Annotated in this window: 13 protein-coding genes; 5 read left to right on the top strand and 8 right to left on the bottom strand. The window is 74.8% G+C overall.

Going from position 1 to position 14431, the window contains the following annotated elements:
* Window positions 1-30: 30 nt before the first annotated feature.
* Window positions 31-513 (bottom strand): CarD family transcriptional regulator, encoded by a 483-nt coding sequence (locus tag ACK586_RS13630; protein WP_012946870.1) that lies wholly within the window; start codon window positions 511-513, stop codon window positions 31-33.
* 165 nt (window positions 514-678) lie between these two features.
* On the opposite strand from ACK586_RS13630, the gene ACK586_RS13635 reads away from it, so the two are divergent.
* Window positions 679-1494: a UbiA family prenyltransferase gene (locus tag ACK586_RS13635; protein WP_409331029.1), complete on the top strand. Its 816-nt coding sequence runs from the start codon at window positions 679-681 to the stop codon at window positions 1492-1494.
* Here ACK586_RS13635 and ACK586_RS13640 read toward each other — a convergent pair.
* The 5 genes from ACK586_RS13640 to ACK586_RS13660 all read right to left on the bottom strand — a co-directional run bounded on the left by ACK586_RS13640 (window position 1491) and on the right by ACK586_RS13660 (window position 6471).
* Window positions 1491-1691 (bottom strand): ferredoxin, encoded by a 201-nt coding sequence (locus tag ACK586_RS13640; protein ID WP_409331030.1) that lies wholly within the window; start codon window positions 1689-1691, stop codon window positions 1491-1493. The two genes, ACK586_RS13635 and ACK586_RS13640, sit on opposite strands and share 4 nt — an antisense overlap.
* Window positions 1688-2980 (bottom strand): cytochrome P450, encoded by a 1293-nt coding sequence (locus ACK586_RS13645; protein ID WP_409331031.1) that lies wholly within the window; start codon window positions 2978-2980, stop codon window positions 1688-1690. Before ACK586_RS13645 ends, ACK586_RS13640 begins: the two co-directional genes overlap by 4 nt.
* Before the next feature lie 129 nt (window positions 2981-3109).
* Window positions 3110-4192 (bottom strand): hypothetical protein, encoded by a 1083-nt coding sequence (locus ACK586_RS13650; RefSeq protein ID WP_409331032.1) that lies wholly within the window; start codon window positions 4190-4192, stop codon window positions 3110-3112.
* Window positions 4189-4821, bottom strand: a complete 633-nt coding sequence (locus tag ACK586_RS13655) for an RNA polymerase sigma factor (protein ID WP_409331033.1) — start codon at window positions 4819-4821, stop codon at window positions 4189-4191. The genes ACK586_RS13650 and ACK586_RS13655 overlap by 4 nt, the downstream gene beginning before the upstream one ends.
* 90 nt (window positions 4822-4911) lie before the next feature.
* Window positions 4912-6471, bottom strand: a complete 1560-nt coding sequence (locus ACK586_RS13660) for a cryptochrome/photolyase family protein (RefSeq protein WP_409331034.1) — start codon at window positions 6469-6471, stop codon at window positions 4912-4914.
* A 104-nt stretch (window positions 6472-6575) separates the two neighbouring features.
* Between ACK586_RS13660 and ACK586_RS13665 the strand changes: the two genes are divergently transcribed.
* The 3 genes from ACK586_RS13665 (at window position 6576) to disA (ending at window position 9984) form a co-directional block, all read left to right on the top strand.
* Window positions 6576-7382 (top strand): copper chaperone PCu(A)C, encoded by an 807-nt coding sequence (locus tag ACK586_RS13665; RefSeq protein WP_409331035.1) that lies wholly within the window; start codon window positions 6576-6578, stop codon window positions 7380-7382.
* A gap of 77 nt (window positions 7383-7459) precedes the next feature.
* Entirely contained in the window at window positions 7460-8824 is a 1365-nt protein-coding gene (gene radA, locus ACK586_RS13670) for a DNA repair protein RadA (protein WP_409331036.1), read from the top strand.
* Between the two features lie 74 nt (window positions 8825-8898).
* On the top strand, window positions 8899-9984 hold the full coding sequence (gene disA / locus ACK586_RS13675; RefSeq protein WP_409331037.1) for a DNA integrity scanning diadenylate cyclase DisA: 1086 nt from the start codon (window positions 8899-8901) through the stop codon (window positions 9982-9984).
* Between the two features lie 28 nt (window positions 9985-10012).
* Here disA and ACK586_RS13680 read toward each other — a convergent pair whose 3' ends face one another.
* Window positions 10013-10699 (bottom strand): MucR family transcriptional regulator, encoded by a 687-nt coding sequence (locus ACK586_RS13680; protein WP_409331038.1) that lies wholly within the window; start codon window positions 10697-10699, stop codon window positions 10013-10015.
* A 76-nt stretch (window positions 10700-10775) separates the two neighbouring features.
* Here ACK586_RS13680 and ACK586_RS13685 point away from each other — a divergent pair, with 76 nt between their 5' ends.
* The gene (locus ACK586_RS13685) at window positions 10776-11687 is read left to right on the top strand and encodes an HhH-GPD family protein (protein ID WP_409331039.1); all 912 of its coding nucleotides are present in this window, start codon (window positions 10776-10778) and stop codon (window positions 11685-11687) included.
* Window positions 11688-11820: 133 nt separating this feature from the next.
* Here ACK586_RS13685 and ACK586_RS13690 read toward each other — a convergent pair whose 3' ends face one another.
* Window positions 11821-14358: an ATP-dependent Clp protease ATP-binding subunit gene (locus ACK586_RS13690; protein ID WP_409331040.1), complete on the bottom strand. Its 2538-nt coding sequence runs from the start codon at window positions 14356-14358 to the stop codon at window positions 11821-11823.
* Window positions 14359-14431 lie beyond the last annotated feature (73 nt).

Genomic DNA, 14431 nt, shown 5'->3' on the forward strand with positions numbered 1-14431 from the left:
AGTGCTGCGGGGGAAGCGCCGGACCGGCGCTCAGCTGGCGAGGACCTCGTCGAGGAGCACCTCGGCCTTGTCCTCGTTGGTGCCCTCGGCCAGGGCCAGCTCGCTGACCAGGATCTGGCGGGCCTTGGACAGCATCCGCTTCTCGCCCGCGGACAGGCCGCGGTCCTTGTCGCGACGCCAGAGGTCGCGGACGACCTCGGCCACCTTGTTCACGTCACCGGAGGCCAGCTTCTCGAGGTTGGCCTTGTAGCGGCGGGACCAGTTGGTCGGCTCCTCGGTGTGCGGGGCGCGCAGCACCTCGAACACGCGGTTCAGCCCGTCCTGGCCGACGACGTCGCGGACGCCGACGATCTCCGCGTTGTCGGCAGGGACACGGACGGTCAGGTCGCCCTGGGCGACCTTCAGCACGAGGTAAGCACGCTCTTCGCCCTTGATCACGCGAGTCTCGATCGCCTCGATCAGAGCGGCACCGTGGTGCGGGTAGACGACGGTCTCGCCGACAGTGAAGCCCATGTGGATGTGACCCCTTTCGCTGTCCACAGCCTACCACGGCAGACTGCACCCAGGGACGGCTCGCGACCGGCAAAGGCGCAGGTCAGACGGCAGGTGAAGTGCCAGGGAGGGGTTGACAGGGGCGTGGTCGGTGTGCCTGCGGGGTCGGCCCGGAGGGTCCCGTCGGTGCGGGCGCTGCTCCTCGCGACGCACCTCGGGCCGACCGTCGCGGTGACCACCGTGGCCACCCTGCTGGCGGTCGCGGCGGGGGTGCCGGCGGGGCGCGTGGTGCTCGTGTGCCTGGCCGTCCTCGCAGGTCAGGTGTCCATCGGGTGGAGCAACGACTGGCTCGACGCCGAGCGCGACCGGGCCGTCGCGCGGGCCGACAAGCCGGTCGTGCAGGGCGCCGTGCAGCCGACGGTGCTGCGGACCGCGGCGCTGGTGAGCGTCGTCCTGGCCGTCGTCATGTCGCTGCTGCTCGGGCCGGCCCCCGGCCTGCTGCTGCTCGCCCTGGTCGCCAGCGGGTGGGCCTACAACGCGGGCCTGAAGCGGACGGCGCTGTCCGTCGTCCCCTACGTGACCGGCTTCGGGCTGCTGCCGGCCGGCGTCGTCGCCGCCGCGCCGGGCACCCCGGCGGCGCCCTGGTGGCTGGTCGCCGCCGGCGGCGCGCTGGGTGCCGCGGCGCACCTGGCCAACGTCGCGCCGGACCTCGAGGAGGACCTGGCCACCGGCGTGCGGGGGCTGCCGCACCGGATCGGCGCCACCGCGTCGGCGGTGACCGGCGCGGTGCTGCTGTTCGGCGCCGCGCTGGTCCTCGTGCTCGGGCCTCCGGGCCGCCCCACGGCGGCCGGCTGGGTGGCCCTGGCCCTGGCCGCGCCGGCCGTCGTGGTCGCCGGCCTGTCCGCGACCCCGCGCTTCCGGCGGCTGGCCTTCCCCGCGGTCATGCTGCTGACGGTGCTGACCGTCGTCCTGATGCTGCTCGGCGGGGCAGCGCTCACCTAGCCGGGGCCCGGGGCGGCGGCCAGCGCGAGCGCTCCGCTGGGGCAGGCCCGGACCGCCTCCTCCACGGCGGGATCACCCGGCGCCGGCTGCCGGACCCGCAGCACGCCGTCGTCGTCGAGCTCGAAGACGTCCGGCGCCGTCACCTCGCACACCCCGCTGGCCAGGCACCGGTCGCGGTCGACCAGGACGTGCGTCATCGCGTGGCCGCCAGCCGGGCCGGGAGCCGCTTGAGCCCGTTGACGAAGGAGGACTGCAGCCGGGCCGGCGGGCCGGTCACCTCCAGGTCCGGCAGGTGGTCGAAGACCGCCCGGAAGGCGACGGCGACCTCCCGGCGGGCCAGGTGCGCACCCAGGCAGAAGTGCGGGCCCTTCGATCCGAACCCGACGTGCGGGTTCGGATCGCGGCCCAGGTCGAGGCGGTGCGGGTCGTCGAAGACGGCCGGGTCGCGGTTGGCCGCGGCGTAGAACAGCAGGAACTTGGTGCCGGCCGGGAAGCGCTCGCCGGAGAGCTCGACCTCCCGGGTCGCGGTCCGGCGCATCCAGGTGATGGGGCTGGTCCACCGCACGATCTCCTCGACCGCGGTCCGGTCCAGCCCCGGGTCGGCGGCCCAGCGGTCCCGCTGGTCGGGGTGCTCGGACAGCGCCAGCACGCCCTGGGAGATGGCGTTGCGGGTCGTCTCGTTGCCGGCGACCAGCAGCAGGATGAAGAAGCTGCCGATCTCCTGGTCGGTCAGCCGCTCGCCGTCGACCTCCGCGTGCACCAGGGCGGTGGTCAGGTCGTCGGCCGGCCGGCTGCGGCGCTCCACGGCCATCCGGGTCATCAGCCCGGCGAGCAGCTCGCCGGCCGCCAGGAACGCCGCGACGGCGTGCTCCTCGCTCTCGACCAGCTCCGGGTCGCCGCCGGAGAGGATGACGTTCGACTGCTGCAGCACCATGGCGCGGTCGCCATCGGGCACGCCCATGAGGTCGCAGACGACCCGCAGCGGGATGGGTGCGGCGAGGTCGGCGACGACGTCGATCGCCCCGTTGCCGGCCTCGGCGGTGCGGCGGGCCCGGGCGACGACGTCCCCGGCGACCGCCTGCACCGAACCGACCAGCCCCTGCAGGATCCGCGGGGTGAACGCCTTGGCGACGATCCGGCGGATCTTGGCGTGCCGCGGGTCGTCCATGCTGATCAGCGAGCCGTAGAACTCGTTGAGGTCGGGCGGCATGTCCTGGATCGACACCGCGCCCGCGGCGGAGGAGAACAGGTCGGGGCGGCAGCTGATCGCCTCGACGTCGGCGTAGCGGGTGACCGCGTGGTAGCCAGGCCCCACCGGCAGGTAGGGGATCACCGGTTCGGCGAAGAAGGCGAAGGGCGCCTCGGCGCGCAGCAGGTCGAGGACCGCGTGCTTCTCCTCCGGCGGCCGGGCCCAGAACGCCCGATCGGACAGGTCGATGCCCCCGAGCCCGGACGGCGGCCCGGACGGGACGACGGTGCTGGACACGGGGCCTCCCGGGGTCGCGGCGCGAGCCGCTCCACCGTGGCCTCGGTCACACCCGCGGTCAACCGGTCCGGTCCCGGGGCCCGGTGCGGCGCGGGGCCGGGCCGGCTGCCCGGTCCGGCCCCGCGGAGGTCAGCGGCGGCCGCCGCCGTTCCCCTGGCCGCCACCGTTCCCGTGGCCGGGGTTGCCGCTCCCGTTGCCGCCGCCGTTCCCCTGGCCGGGGTTGCCGCCGCCGTTCCCGTGACCGGGGGCGCCGGTCCCCTGGCTCGCGGAGGCGGTACCGCCGTCCACCGCCGGGGCGGGCGCCGGAGCGGGCGCCGGGGCCGGCCGGACGCCGGCGGGGGCCCCACCCGGCTGCACGCCCGGCTGCCCGGCCGGCGGGGCCGGGGGCTGCTCGGCGGGGACGCCGTCCCGGACCGGCGGGCTGCCCTGCGCGAGGGCCTGGCAGTCGCTCTGCGCGGGGCCGTTCGGCTTGCCCACGCGGGCGAAGCAGCTGACGACGTCGCCCCGGACGAGACCGGCGGAGCTGCCGGCGCTGACCCACTCGCCGAACGAGCGCCACTCGCCCGTTGCGGGGCCCATCGCCCACGCCCCCGGGTCGGCCGGCGCGGCGCCGCCGTCGTCCTCGGCCGTGCCGTCGCCCGTGCCGTCGCCCGTCCCGTCGTCCGTGCCGTCGTCCGTGCCGTCGTCCGTGCCGGTGCCGTCCGTCCCGGTGTCGTCGCCGGCCGGCTCGCCGTCGGTGGTCGTGCCGTCGGGGTCGTCCGCGCCGCCGACGGTCCCCTCCTCGTCGGCCGGGCCGGGGACGGCGTCGCCGTCGCTGGTCGTGACGACCGCCGGGTCGTCGCCGGTGCCGGGCAGGACGTCCGTGGCGGTGGCGACGCCGGTCAGGGTCAGGGCGACGGCGCCACCCGCGACGGCCGCCTTGGCGACGGTGCCGGCGGCGGCGAACTTGACGGCGAGGGAGCCGAGGATCATGCGAGGTCTCTTCCGTGAGCTGGGGGCGGGTCGACCGACCGTCGTCCGGGACGGATCGGTGAGCAGACCGGTCGCCAGCAGCTCGGCCAGGGCCGCGTTCGGCCGCCCGGGGGCGGTCGCCTCGGCCCGCAGCGCGTCGGTGAACGCGGTCACGGCCTCGGCACCCGCGGGTCCGGGACGGCCGGCGAGGGCGGCCTCGAAGGCCTCCTCGACGGATCGGCTGTGGGCTGGCGTGGTCATCTCGCTCCCGTCATCGCTGCGCGGACCCGCAGGGGTGCGCGGACCGCACCCGGGTCACCCGCCCGGGTGGGGCCGGCGGGCTCCAGCTCCTCGCGCAGCCGGCGCAGCCCGCGCCGCTGCAACGCCTTGACCGAGCCGACGGAGCGGCCCATCACCTCGGCCACCTGCTCCACCGTGAGGTCGGCGAGCACGCGCAGCAGCAGCACCGACCGCTGGTCGGCCGGCAAGCCCGCGCACAGCCGGTGCACGCTCTCGGCGCCCAGCCGGGTGAGGACGTCGTCCTCCACGTCGCCGCCCACGGCGTCGGGGACCAGCTCGTCCCCGCCGTCGGCGAGCTGCGGACGGCGCCCGCGGCGCCGCCAGTCGTCGGCCAGCCGGCGGTGGGCGATGGTGAACACCCACGACCGCAGGCTCTGCTCGTCGCCCTCGAAGCCACCCAGCCCGCGGAAGACGGCGAGGAACGTCTCGCTGGCCAGGTCGTCGGGCTCGAGTGCGCCGTGCAGCCGGAGGTACCCGGTCACGGCGGGGGCGAGGTCGCGGTAGAGCGCCTCGAAGGCCCACGCGGCTCCCGCCCGTGCCGCCGCCAGGACCTCGTCGAACGCCGGGCCGATCCCGTGGTCGCGCGCCATCTGCACCTCCCGCCGTCTCCCCGTGGCAGGGAGGGCATCGGCAGGTGCGGGCCGGGACCGGACCGCCGTCCCCCGATCGGGCGGTGGACGTCAGGGCGCGGCGGTGCCCCGCTCGTGCTCCTGCTCGACGACGAGCGGCAGGTTCGCCAGCCGGTCCAGGCCCTGCAGCGGCCGGCGCATCCGCTGGTTGCCGGCCAGCCGCTCGCGGTTGCGGTCGAGGAAGGCCCAGTAGCCGGCCGTGTAGGGGCAGGCGTCCTCGCCCAGCCGCTTGCGGGGGTCGTACCGGCAGCCGCCGCAGTAGTCGCTCATCCGGTCGATGTAGGCCCCGCCCGAGGCGTACGGCTTCGTCGCGAGGACCCCGCCGTCGGCGTGCTGGCTCATCCCGACGACGTTGCTCACCATCACCCAGTCGTAGCCGTCGACGAACGACCGGTGGAACCAGTCGGTCATCTCCAGCGGGTCGATCCCCCGCTGGAGCGCGTAGTTGCCGAGCACCATCAGCCGCGGGATGTGGTGCACCCAGCCGTCCCGGCGCAGGTCGGTGAGGACGCCGGACAGGCATGCGGCCTCCACCGCGTCGCCGTCGAGCTCGGCGAGCCAGTCCGGCACGGGCTCGGTGGCCGCCAGCGCGTTGCCGTGCCGGTAGCCGCGGCCGAGGTGCCAGTAGAGGTGCCAGACGTAGTCCCGCCAGCCCATCACCTGCCGCACGAACCCCTCGACGCTGTTGAGCGGCAGCGGGTCCCCCGCCGCGGCGCGGTCCCGGGCGGTGCGCTCGGCGGCGGTCACCACCTCCAGCGGGTCGAGCAGCCCGAGGTTGAGCGCCGGGGAGAGCAGCGAGTGGGCCAGCCACCGGTCGCCGGCGAGCATCGCGTCCTCGTGCGGGCCGAAGGCGCCGAGCCGGTGCTCCAGGAAGTCCTCGAGCCGGCGGAGGGCCTCGGCGCGGGTGACCGGGAACAGCCGCGGGCCGTCGTCCCCGACGAAGGAGACCAGGCCCTCGGCCTCCCACCGGTCGAGGTCGGCGCGGACCTCGGCGTCGATCTCGTCCTCCTCGGGCCACCACGGCCCGGGGACGCCGATCCGGCCGTCGGCCGGCGGGGGCTCGCGGTTGTCCGCGTCGAGGTTCCACCGGCCGCCCACCGGCTCGGTCCCGTTCATGACGACGTCGTGCCGGCGCCGGGAGTCGCGGTAGAAGTCCTCCATCAGCAACCGGCGGCGGCCGCGGCCCTCGGCCCAGGCGGCGAACTCCGCCTGCGTGGTGACGAAGCCGCGGGCGGCCAGAACCTGCAGCCCGGGGCGGCCCAGGACGTAGTCGCGGCTGCTCCACGTCGAGGGTGCGCAGACCGACAGCGGTCCGCCGACCCGGTCGAGCGCCTCGGCGTAGGTGGTCACCCGGTGGTGCTCGGCCTGCTCGCCGAGCTCGGCGGCGCGGTGCCGCAGCGCCGACAGCACGAGATGGGCCTTCTGCCGGTGGAAGCGGCGCCGCGCGAACACGGCACGGGACTCGATCAGCAGGACCGGCTGCTCCGGGTGGTCGAGGAAGTGCGGGCCCAGCTGGTCGGCGAAGCACCAGCGGCGCGTGCCGGGCGCGCGCACCGGGAAGTCCGCGAGCGCCGGGTCGGCGCCCTCCTCCGTGCCGTCGCCGAGACCCATCGCCTCACCTCCCGGCGGTCATCGTGGGTCGACCGTTAGGCTCGGCGCGACTCGAACCACCGAACTCACGGTGGTCCGTCCCTGCACGCTGGAGGTCGTCGGCTGTGAACCGCGCACTGCGCGCCGCCACCATGGGGGTCCTGCTGCTGACCCCGGTCGCCCTGACCGCCTGCAGCGCCGGGCAGGTCAACCAGACCGCCTCCCAGGCCCGGGACAAGGTCGGCCCGATGGCCCAGGTCGGTGACCTGCAGCTGCGGCAGGTCACGATCGCCAACCCCTGCGAGGCCGGCGACGAGCAGGCGATCGCCTACGAGTCGGGGGACTCCCCCGAGCTCGTGCTGTCGATCGCCAACGGCAGCCGTGAGGACGACACGCTCACCGGTGTCTCCGGCGACGCCTTCGACGGCGTGTACGTGGGCGAGCTGCCGGACGAGACCTCCCCCGAGGCCCCGGCGACCCCCACCGAGCCGGGCACCGAGACGCCGGGCACCGAGCCGGACACGCAGACGCCGGGGACCACGGACACCCCCGGGACGGCGGAGACCCCGACCGGCGCCGAGGACCAGGGAGCCGGAGCGGCTGCGACGGCGAGCACCAGCGTCGACGTGCCGGTGCCGGCCGGCTCGGTGACCACCATCGGGCTGCGCCAGTACGACGGGGAGCAGCCGTGCGAGCCGGAGATCCCCTCAGGCACCCCGCGGATCTTCCTCGCCGACCTCGACGTCGACGACCCGCTCACCGCCAGCCAGACGGTCACCGTCACGCTGACCTTCGAGAACGCCGGTGAGGTGACGGTGCAGGCGCTGGTCGCCGGTCCGGCCGGCGCGGTCGAGCGCGGGGAGGCCTTCGACTTCCACCACGGTGAGGAAGGGGCCGAGGGGAGCGAGGAGCAGGACACCGAGGCCGAGTAGGCGCCCGCGCGCGTGGCGCGGGGCCGCCCCGGTCCGCCGTCCACGGGATCGTCGTAGGCCGCGGTTAGCGTCGGGGCGTGCCCCCCGCCGCCAGGACCGCCCGCCCCGCCCACCGCTGCACCGAGTGCGGCTTCGCCTCGGCGAAATGGGTCGGGCGCTGCCCGGAGTGCCAGGCCTGGGGCACGCTGCAGGAGGTCGGCGCCGTCCCCTCGGGCGGCCTGCGCGCCGTCGTAGCGGGCGCGGTGACCGCTCCGGCCCGGCCGATCGCCCAGGTCGAGCTGACCGGCGCGCGCGCCGTCCCCACGGGCATCGCCGAGTTCGACCGCGTGCTGGGTGGCGGGCTCGTCCCCGGCGCGGTGCTGCTGGTGGCCGGCGAGCCCGGCGTCGGCAAGTCCACGCTCCTGCTCGAGGTCGCGCACCGCGTCGCGGCCACCAACGGCCCGGCGCTCGTCGTCTCCGGCGAGGAGTCGGCCGGGCAGGTGCGGCTGCGCGCCGAGCGGATCGGCGCCCTGCACGACCGGCTGTACCTGGCGGCGGAGACCGAGCTGTCGGCGGTGCTGGCGCACGTCGAGCAGGTCCAGCCGACGCTGCTGGTCCTCGACAGCGTCCAGACCGTTCGCTCCCCCGCCGTCGACGGCACCGATGGCGGCTCGACCCAGGTGCGCGCCGTCGCCAGCGCGCTGACCTCCGTGGCCAAGAGCCGCGGGATGACCACCATCCTCGTCGGCCACGTGACCAAGGACGGCGCCATCGCCGGGCCGCGCACGCTGGAGCACCTGGTCGACGTGGTCGTCTCCTTCGACGGCGAGCGGCACTCGACGCTGCGGCTGGTCCGCGCCACCAAGAACCGGTTCGGCCCCGCGGACGAGATCGGCTGCTTCGAGATCGGCGACGCCGGCGTGGTCGGGGTGCCCGACCCCTCGCACCTGTTCGTCTCCCGCCGGGCCGCCCCGGTGCCCGGCAGTTGCGTCACGGTGACCATGGAGGGCAGCCGGCCGCTGCTGGCGGAGGTGCAGGCGCTGGTCGCGCCCAGCGGTGGCGGGTCGCCGCGGCGGGCGGTGAGCGGCCTGGACCCCCAGCGGGTGGCCATGGTGAACGCCGTCCTGGAGCGCCGGGGCGGGGTCCGCCTGGCCCAGGCCGACGTGTTCGCCGCCTCCGTCGGCGGCGTCCGGATCGCCGAGCCCGCCGCCGACCTGGCGCTCGCCCTGGCGATCGCCTCGGCGACCGCGGACACCCCGCTGCCGGCCGGGCTGGTGGCGGTCGGCGAGGTGGGGCTCTCCGGGGAGATCCGCCGCGTGGGGGGCACCGGCCGGCGGCTGGCCGAGGCGGCCCGCCAGGGCTACCGGGTGGCGCTCGTGCCCGAGGACGCGGGGCCGGCACCCCGGGGCATGCGGCTGGTCGAGGTGCCCGACCTGGGCACGGCACTCACCCCGCTGGGCTGACCTCCTCCGAGCCGCACCAGTACCGTCACCTCGCACGTAGACTCAGGCCCCGCCCCCGACCGTCAGGAGCGCTCGTGCCCCCCGCTGTGGACTCCGAGGTCGCACTGCGCGAGCTCCTCGGCCGCATCGCCCCCGGGACGGCGCTGCGCGACGGCCTGGAGCGGATCCTGGCCGGTCGCACCGGCGCGCTCATCGTGCTCGGGTACGACCGGGTGGTCGAGTCGATCTGCACCGGTGGCTTCGCGCTCGACGTCGCGCTGTCGGCCACCCGGCTGCGGGAGCTGGCCAAGATGGACGGGGCGGTGATCGTCTCCTACGACGGCCTGCGGATCGTCCGGGCCGGCGTGCACCTGATGCCCGACCCGACCGTGCCCACGGAGGAGTCGGGCACCCGGCACCGCACCGCGGAGCGGGTGGCCATCCAGACCGGATTCCCGGTCATCTCGGTCAGCCAGTCGATGCACATCATCAGCGTGTACGTGGCCGGCCGTCGGTACACCCTCGAGCACCCGACGACGATCCTGGCCCGCGCCAACCAGGCCCTGGCCGCGCTGGAGCGGTACAAGCTGCGCCTCGACGAGGTGGCCAGCACCCTGTCGGCCCTGGAGATCGAGGACCTGGTCACCGTCCGCGACGCGATGAGCGTGAGCCAGCGGCTGGAGATGGTCCGCCGGATCGCCGACGAGATCGAGGGCTTCGTCGTCGAGCTGGGCACCGACGGTCGCCTGCTCGCGCTCCAGCTGGACGAGATGCTCGCCGGCGTGGAGGAGGACCGCGGGCTGCTGGTCCGCGACTACCTGCCCGCCACCGGCCGCCGGGCCCGCAGCACCGAGCAGGTGCTCACCGACCTGCGGGCGCTGTCGGCCACCGAGCTGCTCGACCTCTCGGCGGTGGCGCGCTGCTACGGCCTGCCCACCTCCGCCGAGGCGCTCGACTCCCCCGTCAGCCCGCGCGGCTACCGACTGCTGGCCCGGGTCCCCCGCCTGCCGGCCGGCATCATCGACCGGCTGGTCGACCACTTCGGCGGGCTGCAGAAGCTGCTGGCCGCCACCATCGAGGACCTGCTGGCCGTCGAGGGCGTCGGCGAGGCCCGGGCGCGGGGCATCCGCGAGGGCCTCTCCCGCCTGGCCGAGACCTCGATCCTCGACCGCTACAGCTGACGGCCCGGCACGTCCGCGCGCGACCGGCTCATCCCGCCGGTGGGGTCAGTGTCAGCGGGGTCCCGGGGCTCGGCGCGGTGTCCAGCCGGCCGCGCAGCACGTACTGGCCCGGTGGCATCGTCGTCCGCTCCGCCGTGCAGCTCGGTTCGCTGGACCGCCCGCTCCAGACCAGGGGGAAGGCCGCCTGCTCGCCGGGCGCCAGCGTGCGGACGTCGTCGCTGGCCTCCGGCAGGCAGTCGTTGCTGCCCCACAACCGGGCGCCGGCGGTGTCGAGCAGGACGATCTCTTGCAGCTCCTTGTCCAGCGCGCGCACGCACGGCACCGACGAGACGTTGGTGACCACGAGCTCGATCGTCGGGCCGCTGCCGGCCGGGACGCTGCCTGGGCCACGCACCTCCACGCCGATCATGTCGTCGCTGCACGGGTCGCCCGGCTGGGGGCCCGCCGGTGGCGGAGGGGCAACGGTCGGCGTGGCCGGCGGGGTGGGCGTCTGCACGCTCGCCAGCGAGGGCACCACCCGCTCCAGGGCCGGGGTCCCGGCCGGCGCCGCCGAGGCGGTGGAGGAGCCGGCGGCCTGCGTGCCGGCGTCCGCGCCGCCCACCTGCGACAGGCCGAGCCACGCCCCACCGCCGAGCACGGCCAGGACCAGCCCCAGCACCAGTGCGCGGCGCCGCCAGTAGACGGCCGCGGGCAGGGGGCCGACCGGGTGCAGCACGGCCAGAACGGTAGTGCCGGCACGGCCGGGGGCGGGTCCGGCACGCCGGGTCCGGCCGACGGCACACTGGACCCTCGTGGACAGCCCTGCACCGCCGCCGACCGCGCTCCCCGGGAGCACCGGTCCCGCCCTGGGGGACGTGCTCGTCGACTGGTTCGCCGGGGCCGCGCGGGACCTGCCGTGGCGCCGCCCGGACACCGATCCGTGGGCCGTCCTCGTCAGCGAGGTGATGCTGCAGCAGACACCGGTCGCGCGCGTCGAGCCGGTGTGGCGGGAGTGGACGGCCCGCTGGCCGGCGCCGGCGGACCTGGCCGCAGCGTCCCCGGCGGAGGTGATCCGCGCCTGGGGCAAGCTCGGCTACCCCCGCCGGGCGCTGCGGCTGCGGGAGACCGCCGAGGCGCTGGTCCAGCGGCACGGCGGCCGGGTGCCCACCGACGTCGCCGCGCTGGAGGCCCTGCCCGGTATCGGCACCTACACCGCCCGGGCGGTGGCCTGCTTCGGTCACGGGCAGCCGCAGCCGGTCGTGGACACCAACGTGCGGCGGGTCGTGGCCCGGCTCGTGCACGGCCGCGCCGAGGCCCTGCCCGCGCGGGTCGGGGACCTCGCCGACGTCGCGGCGTTCGCTCCCGCCGACCCGGACCGCGCCGTCCGCTTCTCGGGAGCGGTGATGGAGCTCGGGGCGCTGGTCTGCGGAGCCCGCACCCCGCGCTGCGACGCCTGCCCGGTGCGCCTGGCGTGCGCGTGGCGGTTGGCCGGCCACCCGGCCGCCGAGGGGCCGCCGCGTCGTGTGCAGCGGTTCGCGGGCACCGACCGGCAGGTGCGCGGCAAGCTGCTCGACGTGCTGCGGGCCGCGACCGGTCCGGTCCCCGCTGACGCGCTGGACCCCGCCTGGGACGACGCCGCCCAGCGCGGGCGGTGCCTGGACTCCCTGCTGGCCGACGGGCTCGTCGAGCAGACCCCCGACGGTCGCTTCACCCTCCCCACCTGACGGCGAGATCTGCACACTGGTCACCATCAGCCGCTGATGCCGACGAGTGTGCAGATCTCGTCGAGGGCCCGGGGACGGCGAAGGGGCCGCCCCCCGAGCGGGAGACGGCCCCTGTCGTCGTGCGAGAGGCGGGTTACTCGGCCGCGGTGGCCGCCGGGCCCTCCTCGTCGCCGTCGGCGCCCGAGAGGGCCACCGGCGGGGTGTCGGGCAGGTCGATCGGCTTGGCCTCGCCGCGGAAGGTGAACTTCGCGTCGGTGCCCTCGCCCTCGACGTCCACCACGATGATTTGCCCCGCGGACAGCTCGCCGTAGAGGATCTTCTCCGACAGCGCGTCCTCGATCTCGCGCTGGATCGTCCGGCGCAGCGGCCGGGCGCCCAGCACCGGGTCGAAGCCGCGGCTGGCGAGCAGCTTCTTGGCCTCCTGGGTGATCTCCAGCGACATGTCCTTGTTCGCCAGCTGGCCCTCGACGCGGGCGACCATGAGGTCGACGATCTCGATGATCTCGTTCTCGGTCAGCTGGTGGAACACGACGATGTCGTCGATGCGGTTGAGGAACTCCGGCCGGAAGTGCTGCTTGAGCTCCTCGTTGACCTTGAGCTTCATCCGCTCGTAGTTGCTCTGGTCGTCGTTGCCGGCCTGGAAGCCGAGCCCGACCGCCTTGGAGATGTCCCGCGTCCCGAGGTTGGTCGTGAGGATGAGGATCGTGTTCTTGAAGTCCACGATCCGGCCCTGACCGTCGGTGAGCCGGCCGTCCTCCAGCACCTGCAGGAGCGTGTTGAACACGTCCGCGTGCGCCTTCTCGATCTCGTCGAACAGGACCACCGAGAACGGCTTGCGCCGCACCTTCTCGGTGAGCTGGCCGCCCTCGTCATAGCCGACGTAGCCGGGAGGGGCACCGACGAGGCGGGAGACCGTGAAGCGGTCGTGGAACTCGCCCATGTCGATCTGGATGAGCGCGTCGTCCTCGCCGAACAGGAAGTTGGCCAGCGCCTTGGCCAGCTCGGTCTTCCCGACACCCGAGGGGCCGGCGAAGATGAACGAGCCACCGGGGCGGCGCGGGTCCTTGAGGCCCGCGCGGGTGCGCCGGATCGCCTGGCTGACGCTCTTGATGGCCTCTTCCTGGCCGATGATCCGCTTGTGGAGCTCGTCCTCCATGCGCAGCAGCCGGGAGGTCTCCTCCTCGGTCAGCTTGAACACGGGGATGCCGGTCCAGTTGGCGAGGACCTCGGCGATCTGCTCGTCGTCGACCTCGGCGACGACGTCCATGTCGCCGGCCTTCCACTGCTTCTCGCGCTCGGCCTTCTCGGCGAGGAGGTTCTTCTCCTTGTCGCGCAGCGACGCCGCCTTTTCGAAGTCCTGGGCGTCGATGGCCGACTCCTTCTCGCGGCGGATGGCCGCGATCCGGTCGTCGAACTCGCGCAGGTCCGGCGGGGCGGTCATCCGCTTGATCCGCATCCGGGCGCCGGCCTCGTCGATCAGGTCGATCGCCTTGTCCGGCAGGAAGCGGTCGGAGATGTACCGGTCGGCCAGCGTCGCGGCCGCGACGAGCGCGCCGTCGGTGATGCTGATCCGGTGGTGCGCCTCGTAGCGGTCGCGCAGCCCCTTGAGGATCTCGATGGTGTGCTGCAGCGTCGGCTCGCCGACCTGGATGGGCTGGAAGCGGCGCTCGAGGGCGGCGTCCTTCTCCAGGTGCTTGCGGTACTCGTCCAGCGTCGTGGCACCGATGGTCTGCAGCTCGCCACGGGCCAGCATCGGCTTGAGGATGCTGGCGGCGTCGATCGCGCCCTCCGCGGCACCGGCACCGACGAGCGTGTGGATCTCGTCGATGAACAGGATGATGTCGCCGCGGGTGCGGATCTCCTTGAGGACCTTCTTGAGCCGCTCCTCGAAGTCACCGCGGTAGCGGGACCCGGCGACGAGCGCGCCGAGGTCCAGCGTGTACAGCTGCTTGTCCTTGAGCGTCTCGGGGACCTCGCCCTTGACGATCGCCTGGGCCAGGCCCTCGACGACGGCGGTCTTGCCGACGCCGGGCTCGCCGATGAGGACCGGGTTGTTCTTCGTGCGGCGGGACAGCACCTGCATGACCCGCTCGATCTCCTTGGCCCGCCCGATCACCGGGTCGAGCTTGGAGTCGCGGGCGGCCTGGGTGAGGTTCCGGCCGAACTGGTCGAGCACCAGCGAGGTCGACGGCGTGCCCTCGGCGGGCCCGCCGGCCGCGGCCGGCTCCTTGCCCTGGTAGCCGGAGAGCAGCTGGATGACCTGCTGGCGGACGCGGTTGAGGTCGGCACCCAGCTTCACGAGGACCTGGGCGGCGACGCCCTCGCCCTCGCGGATCAGGCCGAGCAGGATGTGCTCGGTGCCGATGTAGTTGTGACCGAGCTGCAGCGCCTCGCGCAGGGACAGCTCGAGCACCTTCTTGGCGCGCGGGGTGAAGGGGATGTGGCCGGAGGGGGCCTGCTGGCCCTGCCCGATGATCTCCTCCACCTGCTGGCGGACACCCTCCAGCGAGATGCCGAGGGACTCGAGCGCCTTGGCGGCGACACCCTCGCCCTCGTGGATCAGGCCCAGGAGGATGTGCTCGGTGCCGATGTAGTTGTGGTTGAGCATCCGGGCCTCTTCCTGGGCCAGGACGACCACGCGGCGGGCTCGGTCGGTGAACCGTTCGAACATCTGCTGCTTCTCCTTCGACCGGCTGGTCCGGCACTGCCCTCCCCGTCTGCTGGGGAGGAGCACCCGACGTCCG

The sequence above is a fragment of the Trujillonella humicola genome, from assembly GCF_046233715.1.
Classification (GTDB): domain Bacteria; phylum Actinomycetota; class Actinomycetes; order Mycobacteriales; family Geodermatophilaceae; genus Trujillonella; species Trujillonella humicola.